The organism is Synechococcus sp. N32, assembly GCF_900473895.1.
Taxonomy (GTDB): Bacteria; Cyanobacteriota; Cyanobacteriia; order PCC-6307; family Cyanobiaceae; genus Parasynechococcus.
Genome location: NZ_UCND01000011.1, coordinates 450,193 through 466,329 on the forward strand (window position 1 = coordinate 450,193; position 16,137 = coordinate 466,329).

At 64.0% G+C, this 16,137-nt stretch carries 17 protein-coding genes; 10 read left to right on the forward strand and 7 right to left on the reverse strand.

All coding sequences use genetic code 11. From position 1 onward, the window contains the following. Both DXY35_RS05940 and DXY35_RS05945 read left to right on the forward strand, forming a co-directional pair. Positions 1-741, forward strand: coding sequence for an NADH dehydrogenase subunit K (locus DXY35_RS05940; RefSeq protein ID WP_115081515.1), 741 nt, complete (start codon positions 1-3; stop codon positions 739-741). After that, a complete protein-coding gene (locus DXY35_RS05945; RefSeq protein WP_115081516.1) occupies positions 738-1,304 on the forward strand; it encodes an NAD(P)H-quinone oxidoreductase subunit J in 567 nt (188 codons plus the stop codon). The genes DXY35_RS05940 and DXY35_RS05945 overlap by 4 nt, the downstream gene beginning before the upstream one ends. On the opposite strand, the gene yvcK is transcribed toward DXY35_RS05945, so the two are convergent. After that, positions 1,298-2,653, reverse strand: a complete 1,356-nt coding sequence (yvcK, locus tag DXY35_RS05950; RefSeq protein ID WP_115081517.1) for a gluconeogenesis factor YvcK family protein — start codon at positions 2,651-2,653, stop codon at positions 1,298-1,300. The two genes, DXY35_RS05945 and yvcK, sit on opposite strands and share 7 nt — an antisense overlap. 149 nt (positions 2,654-2,802) lie before the next feature. Between yvcK and DXY35_RS05955 the strand changes: the two genes are divergently transcribed. Together DXY35_RS05955 and DXY35_RS05960 are read left to right on the forward strand one after the other, a co-directional pair. Continuing rightward, a complete protein-coding gene (locus DXY35_RS05955; RefSeq protein ID WP_170950534.1) occupies positions 2,803-3,561 on the forward strand; it encodes an ABC transporter ATP-binding protein in 759 nt (252 codons plus the stop codon). A gap of 5 nt (positions 3,562-3,566) precedes the next feature. Continuing rightward, the gene (locus DXY35_RS05960; RefSeq protein WP_115081518.1) at positions 3,567-4,427 is read left to right on the forward strand and encodes an MlaD family protein; all 861 of its coding nucleotides are present in this window, start codon (positions 3,567-3,569) and stop codon (positions 4,425-4,427) included. A gap of 50 nt (positions 4,428-4,477) precedes the next feature. Here the strand turns inward: DXY35_RS05960 and DXY35_RS05965 are convergent, their stop codons facing one another. Continuing rightward, positions 4,478-6,583 carry a magnesium chelatase subunit D family protein gene (locus tag DXY35_RS05965; RefSeq protein ID WP_115081519.1) on the reverse strand — a complete coding sequence of 702 codons (2,106 nt, stop codon included), beginning with the start codon at positions 6,581-6,583 and terminating at the stop codon, positions 4,478-4,480. 38 nt (positions 6,584-6,621) lie between these two features. On the opposite strand from DXY35_RS05965, the gene folK reads away from it, so the two are divergent. Then, positions 6,622-7,107 carry a 2-amino-4-hydroxy-6-hydroxymethyldihydropteridine diphosphokinase gene (folK, locus tag DXY35_RS05970; protein ID WP_115081520.1) on the forward strand — a complete coding sequence of 162 codons (486 nt, stop codon included), beginning with the start codon at positions 6,622-6,624 and terminating at the stop codon, positions 7,105-7,107. Here folK and DXY35_RS05975 read toward each other — a convergent pair. Further along, positions 7,097-8,779: an ATP-binding cassette domain-containing protein gene (locus DXY35_RS05975; RefSeq protein ID WP_244272939.1), complete on the reverse strand. Its 1,683-nt coding sequence runs from the start codon at positions 8,777-8,779 to the stop codon at positions 7,097-7,099. The genes folK and DXY35_RS05975 overlap by 11 nt on opposite strands. A gap of 61 nt (positions 8,780-8,840) precedes the next feature. Between DXY35_RS05975 and DXY35_RS05980 the strand changes: the two genes are divergently transcribed. Both DXY35_RS05980 and DXY35_RS05985 read left to right on the forward strand, forming a co-directional pair. Further along, positions 8,841-9,401 carry an NUDIX hydrolase gene (locus DXY35_RS05980; RefSeq protein ID WP_115081522.1) on the forward strand — a complete coding sequence of 187 codons (561 nt, stop codon included), beginning with the start codon at positions 8,841-8,843 and terminating at the stop codon, positions 9,399-9,401. After that, the gene (locus DXY35_RS05985) at positions 9,401-10,834 is read left to right on the forward strand and encodes an FAD-binding domain-containing protein (RefSeq protein ID WP_115081523.1); all 1,434 of its coding nucleotides are present in this window, start codon (positions 9,401-9,403) and stop codon (positions 10,832-10,834) included. The genes DXY35_RS05980 and DXY35_RS05985 overlap by 1 nt, the downstream gene beginning before the upstream one ends. On the opposite strand, the gene DXY35_RS05990 is transcribed toward DXY35_RS05985, so the two are convergent. After that, positions 10,813-12,054 carry a DegT/DnrJ/EryC1/StrS aminotransferase family protein gene (locus tag DXY35_RS05990; protein WP_115081524.1) on the reverse strand — a complete coding sequence of 414 codons (1,242 nt, stop codon included), beginning with the start codon at positions 12,052-12,054 and terminating at the stop codon, positions 10,813-10,815. The genes DXY35_RS05985 and DXY35_RS05990 overlap by 22 nt on opposite strands. Before the next feature lie 19 nt (positions 12,055-12,073). Then, entirely contained in the window at positions 12,074-12,658 is a 585-nt protein-coding gene (locus tag DXY35_RS05995; RefSeq protein ID WP_115081525.1) for a thioredoxin family protein, read from the reverse strand. A 57-nt stretch (positions 12,659-12,715) separates the two neighbouring features. On the opposite strand from DXY35_RS05995, the gene DXY35_RS06000 reads away from it, so the two are divergent. Beyond that, positions 12,716-13,234 (forward strand): hypothetical protein, encoded by a 519-nt coding sequence (locus DXY35_RS06000; protein WP_115081526.1) that lies wholly within the window; start codon positions 12,716-12,718, stop codon positions 13,232-13,234. On the opposite strand, the gene DXY35_RS06005 is transcribed toward DXY35_RS06000, so the two are convergent. Together DXY35_RS06005 and DXY35_RS06010 are read right to left on the reverse strand one after the other, a co-directional pair. Then, positions 13,216-13,656, reverse strand: a complete 441-nt coding sequence (locus DXY35_RS06005; RefSeq protein WP_115081527.1) for a hypothetical protein — start codon at positions 13,654-13,656, stop codon at positions 13,216-13,218. The two genes, DXY35_RS06000 and DXY35_RS06005, sit on opposite strands and share 19 nt — an antisense overlap. A gap of 15 nt (positions 13,657-13,671) precedes the next feature. Then, entirely contained in the window at positions 13,672-14,583 is a 912-nt protein-coding gene (locus tag DXY35_RS06010; RefSeq protein WP_115081528.1) for an FAD-binding domain-containing protein, read from the reverse strand. Positions 14,584-14,666: 83 nt separating this feature from the next. Between DXY35_RS06010 and fabI the strand changes: the two genes are divergently transcribed. Further along, positions 14,667-15,449 (forward strand): enoyl-ACP reductase FabI, encoded by a 783-nt coding sequence (gene fabI, locus DXY35_RS06015; protein WP_025362030.1) that lies wholly within the window; start codon positions 14,667-14,669, stop codon positions 15,447-15,449. A gap of 29 nt (positions 15,450-15,478) precedes the next feature. Then, positions 15,479-16,087 carry an imidazoleglycerol-phosphate dehydratase HisB gene (gene hisB / locus DXY35_RS06020; RefSeq protein WP_115081626.1) on the forward strand — a complete coding sequence of 203 codons (609 nt, stop codon included), beginning with the start codon at positions 15,479-15,481 and terminating at the stop codon, positions 16,085-16,087. The last annotated feature ends 50 nt before the right edge of the window (positions 16,088-16,137 follow it).

Consider the following 16,137-nt stretch of genomic DNA (forward strand, 5'->3'; position numbering starts at 1 on the left):
ATGTCTGAGAACACATCCCCCTCCATTGCTGCTGTTCGCGATCTGCGCGAAGCCAGCTGCGGTCCGATTGGTGCCCCAACGGTTACCAATGATCTCAGCGAGAACGTCATCCTCACCAGTCTGGATGACCTGCACAACTGGGCTCGGTTGAGCAGTCTCTGGCCTCTTCTCTATGGAACGGCCTGCTGCTTCATTGAATTTGCTGCGCTTCTCGGGTCTCGTTTCGATTTCGACCGCTTCGGTCTGGTTCCCCGCAGCTCCCCGCGTCAGGCCGACCTTCTGATCGTGGCCGGTACCGTCACCATGAAGATGGCACCCGCCCTCGTGCGGCTTTATGAGCAGATGCCTGAGCCGAAATACGTGATCGCCATGGGTGCATGCACCATCACAGGCGGCATGTTCAGCGCTGATTCCACCACTGCAGTGCGCGGCGTCGACAAATTGATTCCGGTGGATCTCTACCTGCCGGGCTGTCCGCCCCGCCCCGAAGCGATCTTTGATGCCGTGATCAAACTGCGCAAGAAAGTTGGCGATGAGTCGCTGGCGGAGCGGCGCAAGCATCAGCAGACCCATCGCTACATGACGGTCTCCCATCAAATGAAGCGCGTTGAACCTGTCGTGACAGGTTCTTACCTTCGGGCTGAATCTCAGAAAGCTGCCCTGGCTGCAGCGCCGGCCGGTCAGACTTTGGCCACCGATTCCGCCGTGCTCACCCCTGCTGCTGAACCTGTCGAGTCATGAGCGAAACCCCTTCCAAGAAGACAGCCGCCTCGGATGACGCGGGTGCGGTTGTTGCTCCCGAGCCTGGTCCGGTGAGCCAATGGCTGAACAAGCAGGGCTTTGACCACAACAGCCTCGAGCCTGATCATCTCGGTGTTGAACAGATCGGCGTTGACGCTGCGGTTCTCCCGATGATCGCTGCGGCGCTCAAGAGCAACGGTTTCGACTATCTCCAGTGCCAAGGGGGCTACGACGAAGGCCCCGGTGAGCAACTGGTCTGCTTCTATCACTTCCTGGCGATGGCGGAACAGGTGGAAGCCATGGCGGCTGATCCCTCGGCCAAGCTGCGGGAAGTGAGGATCAAGGTCTTCCTCGATCGTGAAGGCACCCCCTCGCTGCCGTCGATCTATGTACTGTTCCGTGGCGCCGATTGGCAGGAGCGCGAAACCTTCGACATGTACGGCATCCAATTTGAGGGGCACCCGCATCCCAAACGCTTGTTGATGCCAGAGGACTGGAAGGGATGGCCGTTGCGTAAAGACTACGTCCAGCCCGATTTCTATGAAATGCAGGACGCCTATTGATCGCGTTCACGTCGGTGGGTTCGGTAGAAGCGCATCACCGCAAGGGCAAGGCTGCGCGAGTCGTGGCGCAGCGTTGCTGTTGGCCTCACCCCCTGCAGTGGTGCCTGAGTGACGTCGTAGCCGTCTGAGCGGAGCCCTTCCGCATCGCAACGCACGGGATCAGCGCCGCGGCTTTGGTAGTACCGCACCAGGTCTGAATCGGGCAGGTCGTCCTGGGCCAGGACGGCATTGAACAGTCTGGGCTCAATGCCGAGAGTGGCGAGCTGTGCCTCGATTGCCCGGATGTGACCGCGCACATCCAGGCCATCGGTCTCGCCGGGTTGCGTCATCAGGTTGCAGATGTAGAGCCTGGGGGCCTTGCTGCGTTTGATGGCGCCCACCAGTTCCGGCACCAGCAGATTGGGGAGCAGGGATGTGTAAAGGCTGCCCGGTCCGAGCACGATCAGGTCGGCATTGGCGATCGCTTCGAGTGCCCGTGGCAGGGCCGGCGGTCGTTCAGGACTGCAGCCCAGGCGAACAATGGGGCTGGGGGCGTGGCCGATGTTGCTTTCGCCTTCGATCCGTTGGCCGTTTTCAAGTTCGGCCCAGAGCTGCACATCCACATTGGTGGCGGGCACCACCTGACCTTGCACGGCCAGCACACGACTTGATGCGGTGATGGCTGTTTCCAGATTGCCCGTGATCGCTGAGAGGGCAGAGAGAAACAGATTGCCGAAGCTGTGCCCCTCCAAACCGCTCCCGGCGGCAAAGCGGTATTGGAACAGGCGTGTGAGCAATGGCTCTTCGGTGGACAGCGCGGCCAGGCAGTTGCGGATGTCGCCCGGGGGAAGCACCCCCAGTTCCCGGCGGAGCACCCCGCTGCTGCCGCCGTCATCGGCAACGGTGACGATGGCGGTGATGTGGCTGCTGTAACGCTTCAGACCGCTCAGCAGGGTCGATAAGCCTGTCCCTCCGCCGATGGCCACGATGTTGGGCCCCCTGTTCAAGCGGCTTTTGGCCCGCAGGGCATCCACCAGCACGGTGTCTTTGTCGGGAGCGAGAGCCTGTTGAATCGAGCCGAAGCTGCGGCTTTGCCCCCAGAGCAAAAGCCCGCTGCCGATGAGCACCACCAGCGGGCCGGTGATCTCCCGGGGCAACACGGTGGTGAGGCTGCTCAGCAGCCAGCTCAGGGTTTCCAGAATCCAGTAAATCGGTTTCAGGTCGGCCCAGACGGCGGCCCCCAGCAGCGCCATCAACAGGCCCAGGCCGGAGGTGAGCAGCCAGCGTTTGACGACCAGGCCAGGTTGCAACCAGCGCACGGCCCGTTGGGATCGGGTCATCAGATCCCGTCGCCGCTGATCGCGCATCATCCGGGCTTGGCGTCTGCTTGTTGGGGGCTTCAGCGCCAAGGAACGGCTTGATTCGCAAGTTCACCGAACTGTACGGAGCTTGTGGAAGGGCGGCAGGATGTCTGTGTTTTTCGGCCCAGATCGTGCCGCAGCTTCAAGCCGTCGTGGAGATGCGGGACCTCACGATGCAGTGGGGAGCTCGGCCTGTTCTGGATCGGGTCAACCTGACCCTGCGTGCGGGGGAGCGCCTGGCCGTGGTGGGTCCATCGGGGGCTGGCAAGTCAACGGTGTTGCGCCTGCTAGCCGGCTTGCAGTTGCCCACCAGTGGTGAGCTGCGCTTGTTCAACAAAGCCCAGACCTACCTGCGGCTGGACCAGACCGATCCACCGGACGTGCGGCTGGTGTTTCAAAACCCTGCTCTGTTGGCATCGCTCACGGTTGAGGAGAACGTCGGCTTCCTGCTGCGCGAACGGGCACAGCTCTCGCGGCAAGAGATTCGCGATCGTGTGCATGCCTGCCTGGAGGCGGTGGGGCTCTATGACGTGGCCCACCTCTATGCCGGTGAATTGAGTGGAGGCATGCAGAAGCGGGTGAGCTTTGCCCGTGCCCTGATTGATGATCCTCAGCGGGGGGATCAATCGATGCCCTTGCTGTTGTACGACGAGCCCACCGCTGGGCTTGACCCCGTGGCGTGCACGCGGATCGAAGACTTGATTGTGAAAACCACCACCGTGGCCCAGGGATGTTCGGTGGTGGTGAGTCACGTGCGCAGCACGATCGAACGCTCTGCGCAACGGGTGTTGATGGTCTACGACGGTCAGTTCCGGTGGGAGGGCTCAGTGGATGCGTTCCGCAGCACAGACAACCCCTATGTCGTCCAGTTCAGGACGGGTAGCCTGCGCGGACCGATGCAACCGGCGGAGCACTGACCACCATGCGACGCAGCGTTCGTGATGCCATCGTCGGATTCACGCTGATTGGCGGCATCATCGGGTTTTCTTCAATGGCCCTCTGGCTCAGGGGGGTTCGTTTGGGGTCCAGCCACTGGACCCTCACCGCACGTTTCAGCGATGCGGCGGGCCTGGCGGAGCGTTCTCCTGTCACCTACCGGGGCATCCTGGTGGGTTCGGTGCGCTCGATTGCGGTGACGCCCGAGGCTGTTGTGGCTGAGCTTGAGATCAACAACGCTGATCTGCGCCTGCCTCTCCCTGTGACGGCCACGGTGGGGTCGAGTTCCCTGTTGGGGGGGAGTGCCAAGGTGGCCCTGATCAGCGCTGGTCGTCCACTGGAGAAGGATGCACCCCTCCCCCGTGCAGCTGGCTGCCGTGCTGATCTGCAACTGTGTGATGGAAGCAGCGTCGAAGGGCGTGAGGCGGCCAGCTTGTCCACGGTGACGGAGACCTTGCAAGAGCTTTTGGCCCAAGCTCAACAAGAACGGGTGATCCCCCACGCGGCGGAGTCTTTGGAGCAGATCGATGCCACGGCGCAGGAATTCGAGGCGCTGACGGTCCAGCTGCAGGACGAGCTGGCCAAGGCTGTTCCTGTGATTCGCAATCTGGAGTTGGCAACGGCTCACTTGAACAACATCGTGGCTTCCCTCGACAACCCCCAGACGCTGAGTGAGCTCCAACAGACGGCTGCCAATGCCGCCCAGCTCACCGCCACGATCGATGCCGTGGGTGGTGACGTGGCTCAACTCACCGGTGATCCCGAGTTCATGGAGGGCGTGCGCAATCTCACCATCGGCTTGGGTGAACTGTTCGGAGAGATTTATCCGGCGCAAGCCGCTCAGTAGGCACGGTATCGTTTTGATATTGGCGTGAATCCGGCTCGATATCGTGCCTTTTAGATGCTGCTGATGGCGTCCATCGCCACTGCCGCGATCGCCTGATCGCTCGCTTTCGGCAGCTGCACGTATTTGCCGCCTGCGGCTTCGGCGAGGTCTTTGCCCATGCCGCTGCCGATGAACTTGCGCTCGGTGTCGATCACCAGCAGCTTGATCCCGAGCATCCGGTAGCGGGCGGCCACATCCAGCACCTCTTGCTTGAGATCGGGCTTCTCTTCGCCCTCCAGTTCGGGTTGGCCCAGAGAGGTGCTCAGGGGCACGTTGCCGCGACCGTCGGTGATGGCCACTACCACCACCTGGCCGAGATCCCCAGTGGCCAATGCATTGGCGCCAACGCGGGCCGCTTGGGTGAGGCCATGGGCCAGGGGTGAACCTCCGCCACAGGGCATCGATTCCAGCCGGCGCCGGGCCGCCGTGATCGAGCGGGTTGGAGGCAGCAGCACTTCGGCCTGATCCCCGCGGAAGGGGATCAGAGCAACTTCATCGCGGTTTTCGTAGGCCTCGGTGAGCAGGCGGATCACGGCGCCTTTGGCGCTCTGCATTCGGTTCAGGGCCATCGAGCCACTGGCATCCACGAGGAACACCACCAGAGCACCGGCCTTGCGCTGCAGCAACTTGGCCCGCAGATCGCCCTCTTCCACGATCACCGAGCGGCCCGGTTCCCGTTCGCGGCGAATCTTCTGGTACGGCGCCGCTGCCCGCAGGGTGGCGTCGACGGCGATGCGGCGAACCGGTCCGCGGGGAAGCATCGGTTTCACGTAGCGACCACGGCTGTCGCTCAGCACAACTGAACGGCTGCCGCTGTTGCCGCTTTTCGCCTTCGCGGCATTAAACAGCAGCAGATCAGGGTCCACCTCGATCGCTTCGGGATCGAGCATGAACTCCTCGGGCACCGCTGGTGGGGCCTGATCTTCCTCTCCGTCGCCCTCATCGTCGTCGGAGTTGTCGTCGTTGTTGTCTTCCGGAGGGTCGTTGTCCTCTTCGCCGGATCCCTCCGGCGGCGGAGGCGGATTCTCCTGCTGCTGGTCGCCCTGGTCCTGGGGCGGCGGTGGCGGTTCCTGATCCTCCGGTGGCGGTGGTTCCATCTGCTGGTCCGGTGGTGGCATCTGCGATGCCCGCGGCGCGATCACCAAGGCGACGGCCACCTGGAGGTCGTCAGCTTCCACCTGGTCCCGGCCGCTGAGGGCGGCATGGGCCTTGGCCACCCGCACCGCGTAGAGCTCGGAGCGGTGCCCTTCAACGCCTCCGCGGATGGCTTCGGTGACGAGGTACTCGATCTGTTCGCCGCTGATCTGAACATCCGGCAACCATTGGCGGGCCAGCAGCAGCTGGGTGGCCAGGGCATCGGTTTCCTCGCTCCACTTCTCAGCAAAGCTGCGGCTGCACTGGCCATGGCTGATCACTGCGTTGGTGATCTCCACCCGCTGCTCGGTGCTCACGAGCTGGTTGGCGGAGAGCGCGATGGCGAAACGATCCAGCAGGTGATCGCGGACGTTGCCCTCCTCAGGGTTGTACGTGGCGATTAGCAGCGGCCGGCAGGGGTGGCTGAGGCTGAGACCTTCCCGTTCGACTCGGTTTTCGCCGCTGCCCACCGCCGCCAGCATCAGGTTGACGATGCCGTCGTCAAGAAGATTGAGCTCGTCGACGTAGAGCACGCCGCGGTGGGCATCCGCCAGCAGACCCGGCTGGAACACCGCACTGCCACTGGACAGGGAGGCTGCGACATCCACAGCGCCCACCAACCGGTCTTCGGTGATGCCAAGGGGGATTTGTACGAAGGGGGCGGGAATGACCGTGGACGGTGCTGCGCCTGTGATCCGCTCACGGGTGGTGTCGTCCCATTCCTCAGGGTTCTGGGGATCGAGGTTGCGGCCCACGCCTCCTTCGGCATCGAGGATGTCGATCGGGGGCAGCAGGGCATGCAGCCCCCGAGCCAAAACTGATTTGCCGGTGCCGCGTCCCCCCGCGATCACCACACCGCCCAACCCAGGATCCACAGCCGCCAGCAGGAGGGCCAGCTTCAACGTGCCATGGCCCGTGATCGCTGCCAGCGGAAAGGCACGGGTGGCCTGGTTGTCCTTCACCGCTACTCCGGTTGCCACCATGGACGCGTTCAGCCCGTTCGTGCGCGCCAGTCTCGCTGATGCCCTCCATCGATGACGCTTCTGTTGCGGTGGCGCTGGGGGCGAACCAGCCCAGTGCGGCGGGATCTCCGCGCGAGACGTTGCTGGCGGTGCGGCCTTTGCTGGAGGAGCTGATCAAGGCCTGGTCCGCTCAGGAGCTGGTTTGCCGTTGGTCATCCCTGTACGACACCGCCCCTGTTGGTGGTCCCCCGGACCAGCCCAGTTACTGCAATGCTGTGATGCTTGTGGAGGGGATGCAGGCCCCGCCGAGCGTGGCCGCTGCCCTGGAACTGTTGGATGCCTTACAGGGTTTGGAACAGCAGTTCGGCCGCAACCGATCGCAGGAAAAGCGCTGGGGCCCGCGCAGCCTCGATCTGGACCTGCTGTTCTGGGGGCAGCTTCGGCTGGAGCATCCGCGGCTGATGCTGCCCCACCCTCGCTTGCACCTCAGGACGTTTGTGCTGGCTCCGTTGCTGGAAGCGATGCAGGGCTCATCTACACCGTGACCACCTGAGCGGCCTGGGCCAGAAGCTCCGGGTCGTGACTGCTGATCAACATCAGTCGTTGCTCGGCGCGTTCGCGAATCACCGAACGCACCTGCGCAGCGGCGGTGGCATCGAGGAAAGCGGTGGGCTCATCGAGCACCTCCATCGGCTTGTCGCGCAGCCAGGCGCGCAGCAGGCCGAGCCGGTGAATCTCGCCGCCTGAAAACGGATCCTGCGCCAGGGCGAGCGGTGCATCCAGCCTGCCCTGGCGCTGAAGCAGGTGGGCCAGCCCCAGTCGTTCCAGCCAGGTCTCGATGTTGTCTTGGTGGCGATGCGCCCCCAGCAGCAGGTTGTCGCGCAAGCTTGCTTCAAACAGCACCGCGTTCTGGGGTGCGTAGGCGATCAGCTGGTGCATCTGTCGCGCCCCGGCCAGCCCGCTCAGCGACCAGGCCCCCCCTTCGCAGCTCAGCTGCCAATGGCTGTCTTCTTCGCGGAGCAAACCGCAGATCCGATCGAGCAGGGTGCTCTTGCCGCTGCCGGTGGGTCCGGTGATCGCGACCAGCCCGTTGGCGCGCAGGCAGAGGGAATCCAGGCTTTGTGTTCCGTCATCACGACGGCTCCACTTCAACTGATGCCAGCGTTGACGGCTGAGCCTCGACAGCGTGTCGTCAGTGATAGTGAGGTCGCTGGCTTCGCCTTGGCGGGGGATCAGTTGACCGCGCCGTTGCCGCAGTGCTTCGTAGCCCGGCAGGTTCCCCAGGCAGAGCCGGCGAGCCTGCACCACCGTGCTCAGGGATGCGCTGGCCCGGTAGGCCAGCACCAGGGTGGTCGTGAGGACTTCGGCTGTCAGGGTTTCGCCCTGGAGCAGCATCCAGAGACCGGCGACGGCCACCACCAGGGTGTCGCGCCAGGCGTTGAAGCTGGCTCGGCGGCGCACCCGTTCCCGCAGCAGCCAGCGTCCTTCGGCGGTTTCCCTGGCGAAGCGCTGCAGCAGCCAGGCCTCCGCCGTTGCTGCGCGCAGGGCCTTGAGGCCATGCAGTCCATCGCCGACGGTGCGTTGCAAGGCGGCATTGAGGCGGCTCTGGATCCGCCCCAGTCCCCAACTGCCGGAGCGCTGTAGCAACGCCGCTGCAGTGGTGGCCAACAGGGCCAGCAACAGCGGCCAGGCGGTGGCCTGGCCCACCAGCAGCACGCTGGCGAGGTAGATCGCCATCGCCAGAAGCGACTGCCCCATGCGCACCGCCTGATCCAGGCTCAGTGCCGTGCGGTTGATGTCGGCCATCAGCAGGGCGAGCAGCTCACCGCGTCCCAGCCGGTCGAGTTGAGCCGATGAAGCCTCGAACACTTCATGCAGCAGCTGTTGCCGAAGTCGATCGGTGAAGCCGGAGCGCAGCCGTTCACGGTTGATGTCGACCTGGGCCTGGATCAGACCCCGCACCAGGATCAGGCCGACCAGCAGCCCGAGGCTGGCGGCAATGGGAAGGCCGCCGATCAGGGGTGCGGCGTCCGTGCTGGAGCCTGATCCCAGCAGCAGCGTTACCGCCAGGCCGAGGCCGGCGATATCGAGCAAGCTGTTGAGGGTGCTCAGGCCACTCAGCAGAGCCAGATGGCGCCATCCCGCCTCAAGGGCCAGGGCCTTGAGCAGCTGGGCCTGGCGCCGACGGGGCAGTGGTTGCGGGCCAGTTTCGGTCAAGGCAGACGACACGGGGGCTGGGTTTACCCGCCATGCTGGGCCTTAGCAATGCCCTTGAGCCATGGCGCCCCTGCCGTCGCCGGAACCGTTCGAGCTGCTGGACACCGTTGAAGTGGTGGATGCTCGCAAGCTCCGTTTCGAGCGCAACAGGATCAAGTTGCCGATGGGTGTCGAGGCCACCTTTGGGATGATTCGTCACCCAGGCGCCTCTCTGGCTGTGCCGATCACCAACGATGGCCAGGTGGTGTTGCTGCGTCAGTACCGCTTTGCGGTTCAGGCCCGCCTGCTCGAATTCCCTGCCGGCACGCTTGAAGAGGGCGAAGATCCACTGGAATCGATGCAGCGGGAGCTGGGGGAGGAAGCCGGCTACAGCGCTGCGCAGTGGGATGTGCTGGGGCCGATGCTCCCCTGCCCTGGTTATTCCGATGAAGTGATCCATTGCTTCCTGGCCCGGGAGCTCACGCCCTTGGAGAACCCGCCAGCCGGCGATGACGACGAAGATTTGGAGGTGGTGCTGATGAGCCCAGCTCAGCTGGATGCAGCGTTGGCCTCGGGTGACGAATGGCTCGATGGCAAAAGCGTGACCGCCTGGTTCCGTGCCAAGCAGCTTCTCGGCCTCTGATGACCAGCTCTCGCGTTCTGTTCTGGCATCGCCGCGACCTGCGCCTGGCGGACAACCTTGGTTTGGTGGCTGCTACGGACATCAGTCCGGCGGTGACGGGTGTGTACGTGCTCGACCCGCAGCTGATCAACCCGCCGGATCATCTGCCGCCGATGGCGCCGGCCCGGCTGTGGTTTCTGATCGAGAGCCTGGTGGAACTGCAGCAGCGCTGGCGGAAGGCCGGTAGCCGGTTGCTGGTCGTCAAAGGTGACCCGGTGGCGGTGTTGCCGCAGCTGGCGCAGCAGATCGGTGCCGAGGCTGTGGTGTGGAATCGCGATGTGGAGCCCTATGCCCGTGAGCGGGACCGCCAGGTGGCCAAACAACTGCAGGCCGATGGCCGCAAGGTGGTGGTGGATTGGGATCAGCTGCTGATCGCTCCGGAGCTGCTCAAGACTGGTGGTGGTGACCCATATCGCGTGTATGGCCCGTTCTTGCGCAACTGGCGCGGCCAGGTGCTGGCCAAGCAACCCAGCACCATTGCGGCCCCCACCGGGCTGGTGGATCTTGATCCTGCTCAGCTGCCGGCCGTTGAGTCCCTGGAGGCTCTGCGGGAGAGCCATGGTTTCAAGGGAACTGAGATCTGCCCCTGCCGCCCTGGAGAAGCGGCGGCGCTGGCCCAACTCAACAGCTTCTGTGATGGGCCGCTGCTCGGCTATGAGCCTGACCGCAATTTCCCCGGTACCGCAGGCACCTCTTACCTCAGTGCTGCACTGAGCGTCGGCACCCTCAGCCCGCGCCAGGCCTGGTGTGCCGCCCAGGACTCCCGTGAGCAAGCCCGCAGCGAGGAGCACTTGCAGGCCATTGCAGTGTGGGAGCAGGAGCTGGGCTGGCGCGAGTTTTACCAGCAGGCTCTGTTTCATTTCCCGGAACTGGCCGATGGCCCCTACCGCGAGCAGTGGCGCCGCTTCCCCTGGGAGAACAACGAGGAATGGTTCGACTTCTGGAAGGAGGGGCAGACCGGCATGCCGATCATCGATGCCGCCATGCGTCAGCTCAACCAGACCGGCTGGATGCACAATCGCTGCCGCATGATCGTGGCCTCCTATCTGGTCAAAGACCTGATCTGCGACTGGCGCTGGGGCGAGCGCGCCTTCATGGAACTGGAGGTGGACGGTGACCTGGCCGCCAACAACGGTGGCTGGCAGTGGAGCGCCAGCAGTGGCATGGACCCCAAGCCCCTGCGCATCTTCAACCCCGCCACCCAGGCCTCCAAATTCGATTCAGCCGGCGACTACATCCGCCATTGGGTGCCTGAGCTCCGCCATGTGAACACAAAGGATCTGCTCAGCGGTGAGATCGGAGCCCTCGAGAGACGCGATTACCCCGAGCCTCTGGTGGATCACAAGAAGCAGCAGGCTCGTTTTAAAGCGCTTTACGCCACCATCCGGTCCTGATCACGGTCGTCGCCGCGGCGGAATTGAGCTGGTGCGTTGGATCCCAGCAACTGGCGCACGGTGTCGATCACTGCCTGTTGCTGGTCGACCGTTAGCTCCGGGAAGATCGGCAGGCTCAGCACCTGGCTGCAGAGCTGTTCCGTCACCGGTAAGGAGCCCTGTTGCAAGCCCAGATGGGCGTAGGCCGGTTGCCGGTGGATTGGAATGGGGTAGTAGATGATCGTGCTCACCCCACGCTCCTGCAGGGTCTGCTTGACCCAGTCGCGGCAGCAGCTCTCGGGGATGCCGTGCCGTGCACTGGTGTTGGAGGGGGTGCAGCTGGCGTTGCAGAGCGGCTGGCCGCTGGGGCAACTGCCGATGCGCACCACGAATTGGTTCCAGCTGTGGCCGTCGTCGTCGGTCGGCAGGGTGAGGCCGTTGAGATCGCCAAGAGCATCCCGGTAGCGCTTGGCGATGCTGGTGCGTTTGCTGATCCACTCCTCGAGCTTCGGCAGCTTCACGTTCAAGACAGCCGCCTGGACCGCATCCAGCCGGCTGTTGTAGCCAAGGCTGGTGTGCAAGTACCGCTCGGGCATGCCGTGCACCGCTAGCTCACGCATGGCCTGGGCCAGTTGGGCATCGCTGGTGGTGACAGCACCGCCATCGCCGGCCGCGCCGAGGTTCTTGGTGGGGAAGAAGCTGAAGCAGCCCACATCGCCGAAGCTGCCCACGGCCTGACCATTCCACCGTGCTCCCGTTGCCTGGGCGCAGTCTTCTATCACCTTGAGCTGATGGCGTTCGGCAATGGCCATCAGCCGCGTCATGTTCACCGCACGCCCAAACAGGTGCACCGGCATCAGGGCCCTGGTGGCGGGAGTGATTGCGGCTTCGATCTGATCGAAATCAATCAGGTAGGTGCCGGGGTCGACATCCACGAACACCGGCGTGGCGCCGACGGCGCTGATGGCCTCAGCCGTGGCGAAAAAACTGAACGAGCAGGTGATCACCTCATCGCCGGCGCCAATGCCCAGGCCACGCAGGGCCAGGATCAGAGCGTCGGTGCCGCTGTTGCAGCCCACGGCGTGCTCGCAGCCAACGCTTGCGGCAAAGGCCTCCTCGAAGCGTTTGATTTGCGGTCCACCGATGTACTGACCGCTGCGCAACACCTCGAGCACCGCCTCTTCGAGGTCCACACCGAGATCGTCGATCTGCTGGCTGAGGCTGAAGGGAGGTACCTGCATAAAGCAAAGCTTAAGTGGCTCAGCCGAACCACTCCGGCTCGTGTCCGGGGTTCCACTTCACATTGCAGCCCACCGAGGCGGTTTGGTCTGGATTCACCAAAGATCCCGTCAGCACGGCCTCGAGGGCGGCCCGCAGGTCACGACCATCGAGGGGCTGATCGTTGCCGGGTCGGCTGTCGTCCAATTGGCCCCGATAGCGCAGGCTCTGCAGGCCTTCGCTATCCGGTGAGAACAGGTAGAACTCCGGTGTGCAGGCGGCCCTGAGCGCTCGGGCCAGGGTTTGCTGCTCATCCAGCAGGTAAGGGAAGCTCCAGCCGTGGTGCCTGGCCTGCTCCGCCAGTTGTTCCGGCCCGTCCTGGGGGTGGGTGATCAGGCTGTTGCTGCTGACGCCCACCAGCTGCACCGCATTGCTGAAGTCGTGGTCCAGCCGAGTGATCTCGGGCTCCACATGTTTCACAAATGGGCAATGGGCACAAAGCACCATCAGCAGCACGGGCCGTTGGTCCAGAGAACTGCTGCTCAGCCGCCCGCCGGTGACCTGGGGAAGTTCAAAATCAGGCAGGCCTGTGCCCAGCGCCAGCATCGTGGATGGTGTCAGGGCCATAAGACGCAGGCAGATGCAGCGAATCTGCTTCAGGATGGCCTCCTCCGGTGGTGATGGATGCCGCGCCTGCGACTGCTTTGGGGGGTAGCCCTGCTCCTGGGGGCCTGCGCTGCTTCAAAGGAACCGCCCAGCTGGCGCTTGTTCCCTCTGGAGCGCCATTCCCCCCATGACGGGGTAGCTGTGGTCAATCAGCCCGATGGCTATGGGCTCCACATCTATCTGGAGACAGACACCAGCTTCCCGGGGGTGTGTCGTCCCCGATGGCTGCCGGATCCAGCCCGCCTGTTCAACGGCAATGGATCCACACCGTTCAGTTCCGGTCTGGCGACCCGTGAGGAGTTTTTTGATGCCGTGGCCAGGAGCGATGTGCGTGGCCTGTTGAAGAGCGAGCTGAAAGCTCTGTGCCAGGCGCGCGCTCCGGAAGACCGCTGGCAGTGGATCGAGCCGCCCCGGAACGACAATCAGGTGGTTCCCGTGCAGCTGCCCTCACTCGAGGAGGAAGACCTGCTCACCAATCCCGTGGAGGAATTGAAGCGGGCACGGCAGCTGCTGAGGGATCAACAGGTTGGTGAGTAGCCCTCCCACACCACCGCTTCGGCGTCGCGCCAGTAGCGGCTGAACCGTCCCAGCCGGGGTGGCCGCGGCAGTTCCACGAATGGTTCGGGATCCAGCAGCTCCAGCGGCAGTTCTGCATCGATGGCCTCACCGATGCGCTCCAGGCGTGGATCCACCGCACTGCTGCTCACCACACCATCGGCCTGATGGCGGCGTGCAAAGGCCAGGACCTCATCGGCTACATCCCCTTTGCGCAGGGTGAGTGGAAGGTCGAGGGCGTTTTCGTAGAGGAAGCCGAGCCGTTTGCGGCTGATTCGTGCCTCTTGGATCCAGCGGGTGTCGAACACGAACACCGCTGGTGCCTCGGGCCAGGCCTGCAGCGCTGGGTTGTTGGCACCGAGGGCCTCTTCGTGAATCCAGAGGATTGGGAGTTGAAATGTCATCGAGGAATCTCCTGCTTATCGCTTGGGACGGGCCAGGGCGGCACTGGCGCCTCCGCTGCTCCGGCGTTGGCGGTTGCGCTGTTGGTTGCGGTTGTTGCCGGTCTCCCGTATGGCCGGCATCGGGGAGAACAGCTGGTTCTCCAGTTGGTCGTAGCTGCCTTCGAATGGACAGCTGTTTGCACTGGGGCAGCTGTCGCAGTAGTTCCCGTCGCTGTAGCGCTCCAGATTGCCGCGGTTGAAGAAGTAGGGCTTGTGGCTGAAGGTGCTGGCCACCCACTGCCAGCTCAGATGGTTGCTGGCCGGATCGCCATCCAGCAGGTGCTCCAGGAACCAGTCGGCTCCGGCTTTCCAGTGCACCCGTCGCCAGTGCACGAGCCAGGCGGCCATCCACATGCGGGAGTGGTTGTGCAGCCAGCCGGTCGTTACCAGTTGATCGCGGAAGCCATCCATGCAGGCAAGGCCCGTGCTCCCTGCCCGCACATCGGCCGGCAGCTCCCGGGCATAGGCCCTGGCGTCATGGCCCGTTTTGAACGGTTCCTGATCGTCATGGATGCCATCCCCCAGATCGAGCCACATCCGTTGCCAGAAGTCCCGCCAGCCGAGTTCGTTGATCAGCTTTCCGCCCTCATCGCGGTTGCGGATCCGTGCAAAAACTGAATCGCGCACCTCCGCGAGGGTCAGCACGCCGTGACGGATGTAGGGAGACAGCCCGGTGACCGCACCCTTGAGGTGATTGCGACTTTTGGCGTAGCGCCTCGCGTCAATGCGCCACAGTTTGTCTTCGGCTGCTTCACGCCCACCGCGGATCGGGCTGAGCTCCCCTTCCGCCCCTGGGAACTCTTGCGCCAACAGGGTGTTGAGGGCATCGCGGGACGCGAATTGCCGCGGCAGGTCGCCGTTGATCGGGGGTGACGCAACGCTGGGCACCGGCCTTTGTCAGCAAAGGAGCGGTGATCTTGGCGGGGGATGGGGGAGAATCGCGCGAATTCAACCCGTTCCGGTCTGTCCCGATGCTGCTTGATCTCACCGGCAAGAAGATTCTCGTCACCGGCATCGCCAACAACCGTTCGATCGCCTGGGGCATCGCCCAGCAGTTGAAGGCGGCCGGTGCTGAACTCGGCATCACTTACCTGCCAGACGACAAGGGCCGCTTTGAGGCCAAGGTGCGCGAACTCACCGCTCCCCTGGAGCCCAGCCTGTTCCTGCCTCTGAATGTGCAGGATGCCGACCAGATGGCTGAGGTCTTCGGCGAGATCAAGGAGAAGTGGGGCGTTCTCGACGGTCTGGTGCACTGCCTGGCCTTTGCCGGCAAGGAAGAGCTGATCGGTGACTACAGCGCCACCACCGCTGAGGGTTTTGCCCGTTCCCTCGACATCAGCGCTTATTCCCTGGCGCCCCTCTGCGCCCATGCCAAGCCGCTGTTCAGCGAGAAGGCCGGTGTGATCACGCTCTCGTACCTCGGTGCTGAGCGGGCGATCCCCAACTACAACGTGATGGGCGTCGCCAAGGCTGCTCTGGAGGCGTCCGTTCGCTATCTGGCGGCAGAGCTGGGCCCCGAAAAGCAGGTGCGGGTCAACGCCATCAGCGCCGGCCCGATCCGCACCCTGGCCAGCTCCGCCATCGGCGGCATTCTCGACATGATCCACAACGTGGAGGAGAAGGCTCCCCTGCGCCGCACCGTCACCCAGATGGAAGTGGGTGGTACCGCTGCCTTCCTGCTCAGCGATCTGGCCAGCGGCATCTCCGGTCAGACCATCTACGTGGATGCGGGCTACTGCGTTACCGGAATGTGAGGCACGATGAGGGCACTGAAGCTCGGGTGATGGCACGTCAGGGAACGATCCATCGGGTCACCGGTGAAACCGATGTGAAGGTGCGGCTGGATCTGGACGGCTCCGGTCAGTGCCAGGCCAGTACCGGTGTGCCGTTTCTCGACCACATGCTTCATCAGATCAGCAGCCACGGCCTGATCGACCTGGAGATCAATGCGGTGGGAGACACCCACATCGACGATCACCACACCAATGAGGACGTGGGGATTGCCGTGGGGCAGGCCCTGGCCCAGGCCCTGGGGGACCGGCGCGGCATCCATCGCTTCGGTCACTTCGTGGCACCGTTGGATGAGGCCCTGGTGCAGGTGGCCCTGGACTGCTCCGGGCGCCCCCACCTCAGCTACAGCCTGGCGATTCCCAGCCAGAAGATCGGCACGTACGACACCGAGCTGGTGAAGGAGTTCTTCGTAGCGGTGGTCAACAACAGCGGGCTGACCCTCCACATCCGTCAGCTGGATGGGGCCAACTCCCACCACATCGTTGAAGCCTGCTTCAAGGCCTTTGCCCGGGCCCTGCGCATGGCCACGGAGGTGGATCCACGCCGGGCCGGCGCCATCCCCAGCAGCAAAGGGGTGCTGGAGCAGGCCGGCGCCAGCTGAGGGCGGCTCCGCGCTTCACAGTCCGTTACGAGAAGATGGGTGAACGTTGA

Excerpts from the sequence above, each read along its gene's own strand:
- DXY35_RS05940 (WP_115081515.1), top strand. The coding sequence starts at position 1 with ATGTCTGAGAACACATCCCCCTCCATTGCTGCTGTTCGCGATCTGCGC.
- DXY35_RS05945 (WP_115081516.1), top strand. The coding sequence starts at position 738 with ATGAGCGAAACCCCTTCCAAGAAGACAGCCGCCTCGGATGACGCGGGT.
- yvcK (WP_115081517.1), bottom strand. The coding sequence starts at position 2,653 with ATGATGCGCGATCAGCGGCGACGGGATCTGATGACCCGATCCCAACGG.
- DXY35_RS05955 (WP_170950534.1), top strand. The coding sequence starts at position 2,803 with ATGCGGGACCTCACGATGCAGTGGGGAGCTCGGCCTGTTCTGGATCGG.
- DXY35_RS05960 (WP_115081518.1), top strand. The coding sequence starts at position 3,567 with ATGCGACGCAGCGTTCGTGATGCCATCGTCGGATTCACGCTGATTGGC.
- DXY35_RS05965 (WP_115081519.1), bottom strand. The coding sequence starts at position 6,583 with ATGGTGGCAACCGGAGTAGCGGTGAAGGACAACCAGGCCACCCGTGCC.
- folK (WP_115081520.1), top strand. The coding sequence starts at position 6,622 with ATGCCCTCCATCGATGACGCTTCTGTTGCGGTGGCGCTGGGGGCGAAC.
- DXY35_RS05980 (WP_115081522.1), top strand. The coding sequence starts at position 8,841 with ATGGCGCCCCTGCCGTCGCCGGAACCGTTCGAGCTGCTGGACACCGTT.
- DXY35_RS05985 (WP_115081523.1), top strand. The coding sequence starts at position 9,401 with ATGACCAGCTCTCGCGTTCTGTTCTGGCATCGCCGCGACCTGCGCCTG.
- DXY35_RS05990 (WP_115081524.1), bottom strand. The coding sequence starts at position 12,054 with ATGCAGGTACCTCCCTTCAGCCTCAGCCAGCAGATCGACGATCTCGGT.
- DXY35_RS05995 (WP_115081525.1), bottom strand. The coding sequence starts at position 12,658 with ATGGCCCTGACACCATCCACGATGCTGGCGCTGGGCACAGGCCTGCCT.
- DXY35_RS06000 (WP_115081526.1), top strand. The coding sequence starts at position 12,716 with ATGCCGCGCCTGCGACTGCTTTGGGGGGTAGCCCTGCTCCTGGGGGCC.
- DXY35_RS06005 (WP_115081527.1), bottom strand. The coding sequence starts at position 13,656 with ATGACATTTCAACTCCCAATCCTCTGGATTCACGAAGAGGCCCTCGGT.
- fabI (WP_025362030.1), top strand. The coding sequence starts at position 14,667 with ATGCTGCTTGATCTCACCGGCAAGAAGATTCTCGTCACCGGCATCGCC.
- hisB (WP_115081626.1), top strand. The coding sequence starts at position 15,479 with ATGGCACGTCAGGGAACGATCCATCGGGTCACCGGTGAAACCGATGTG.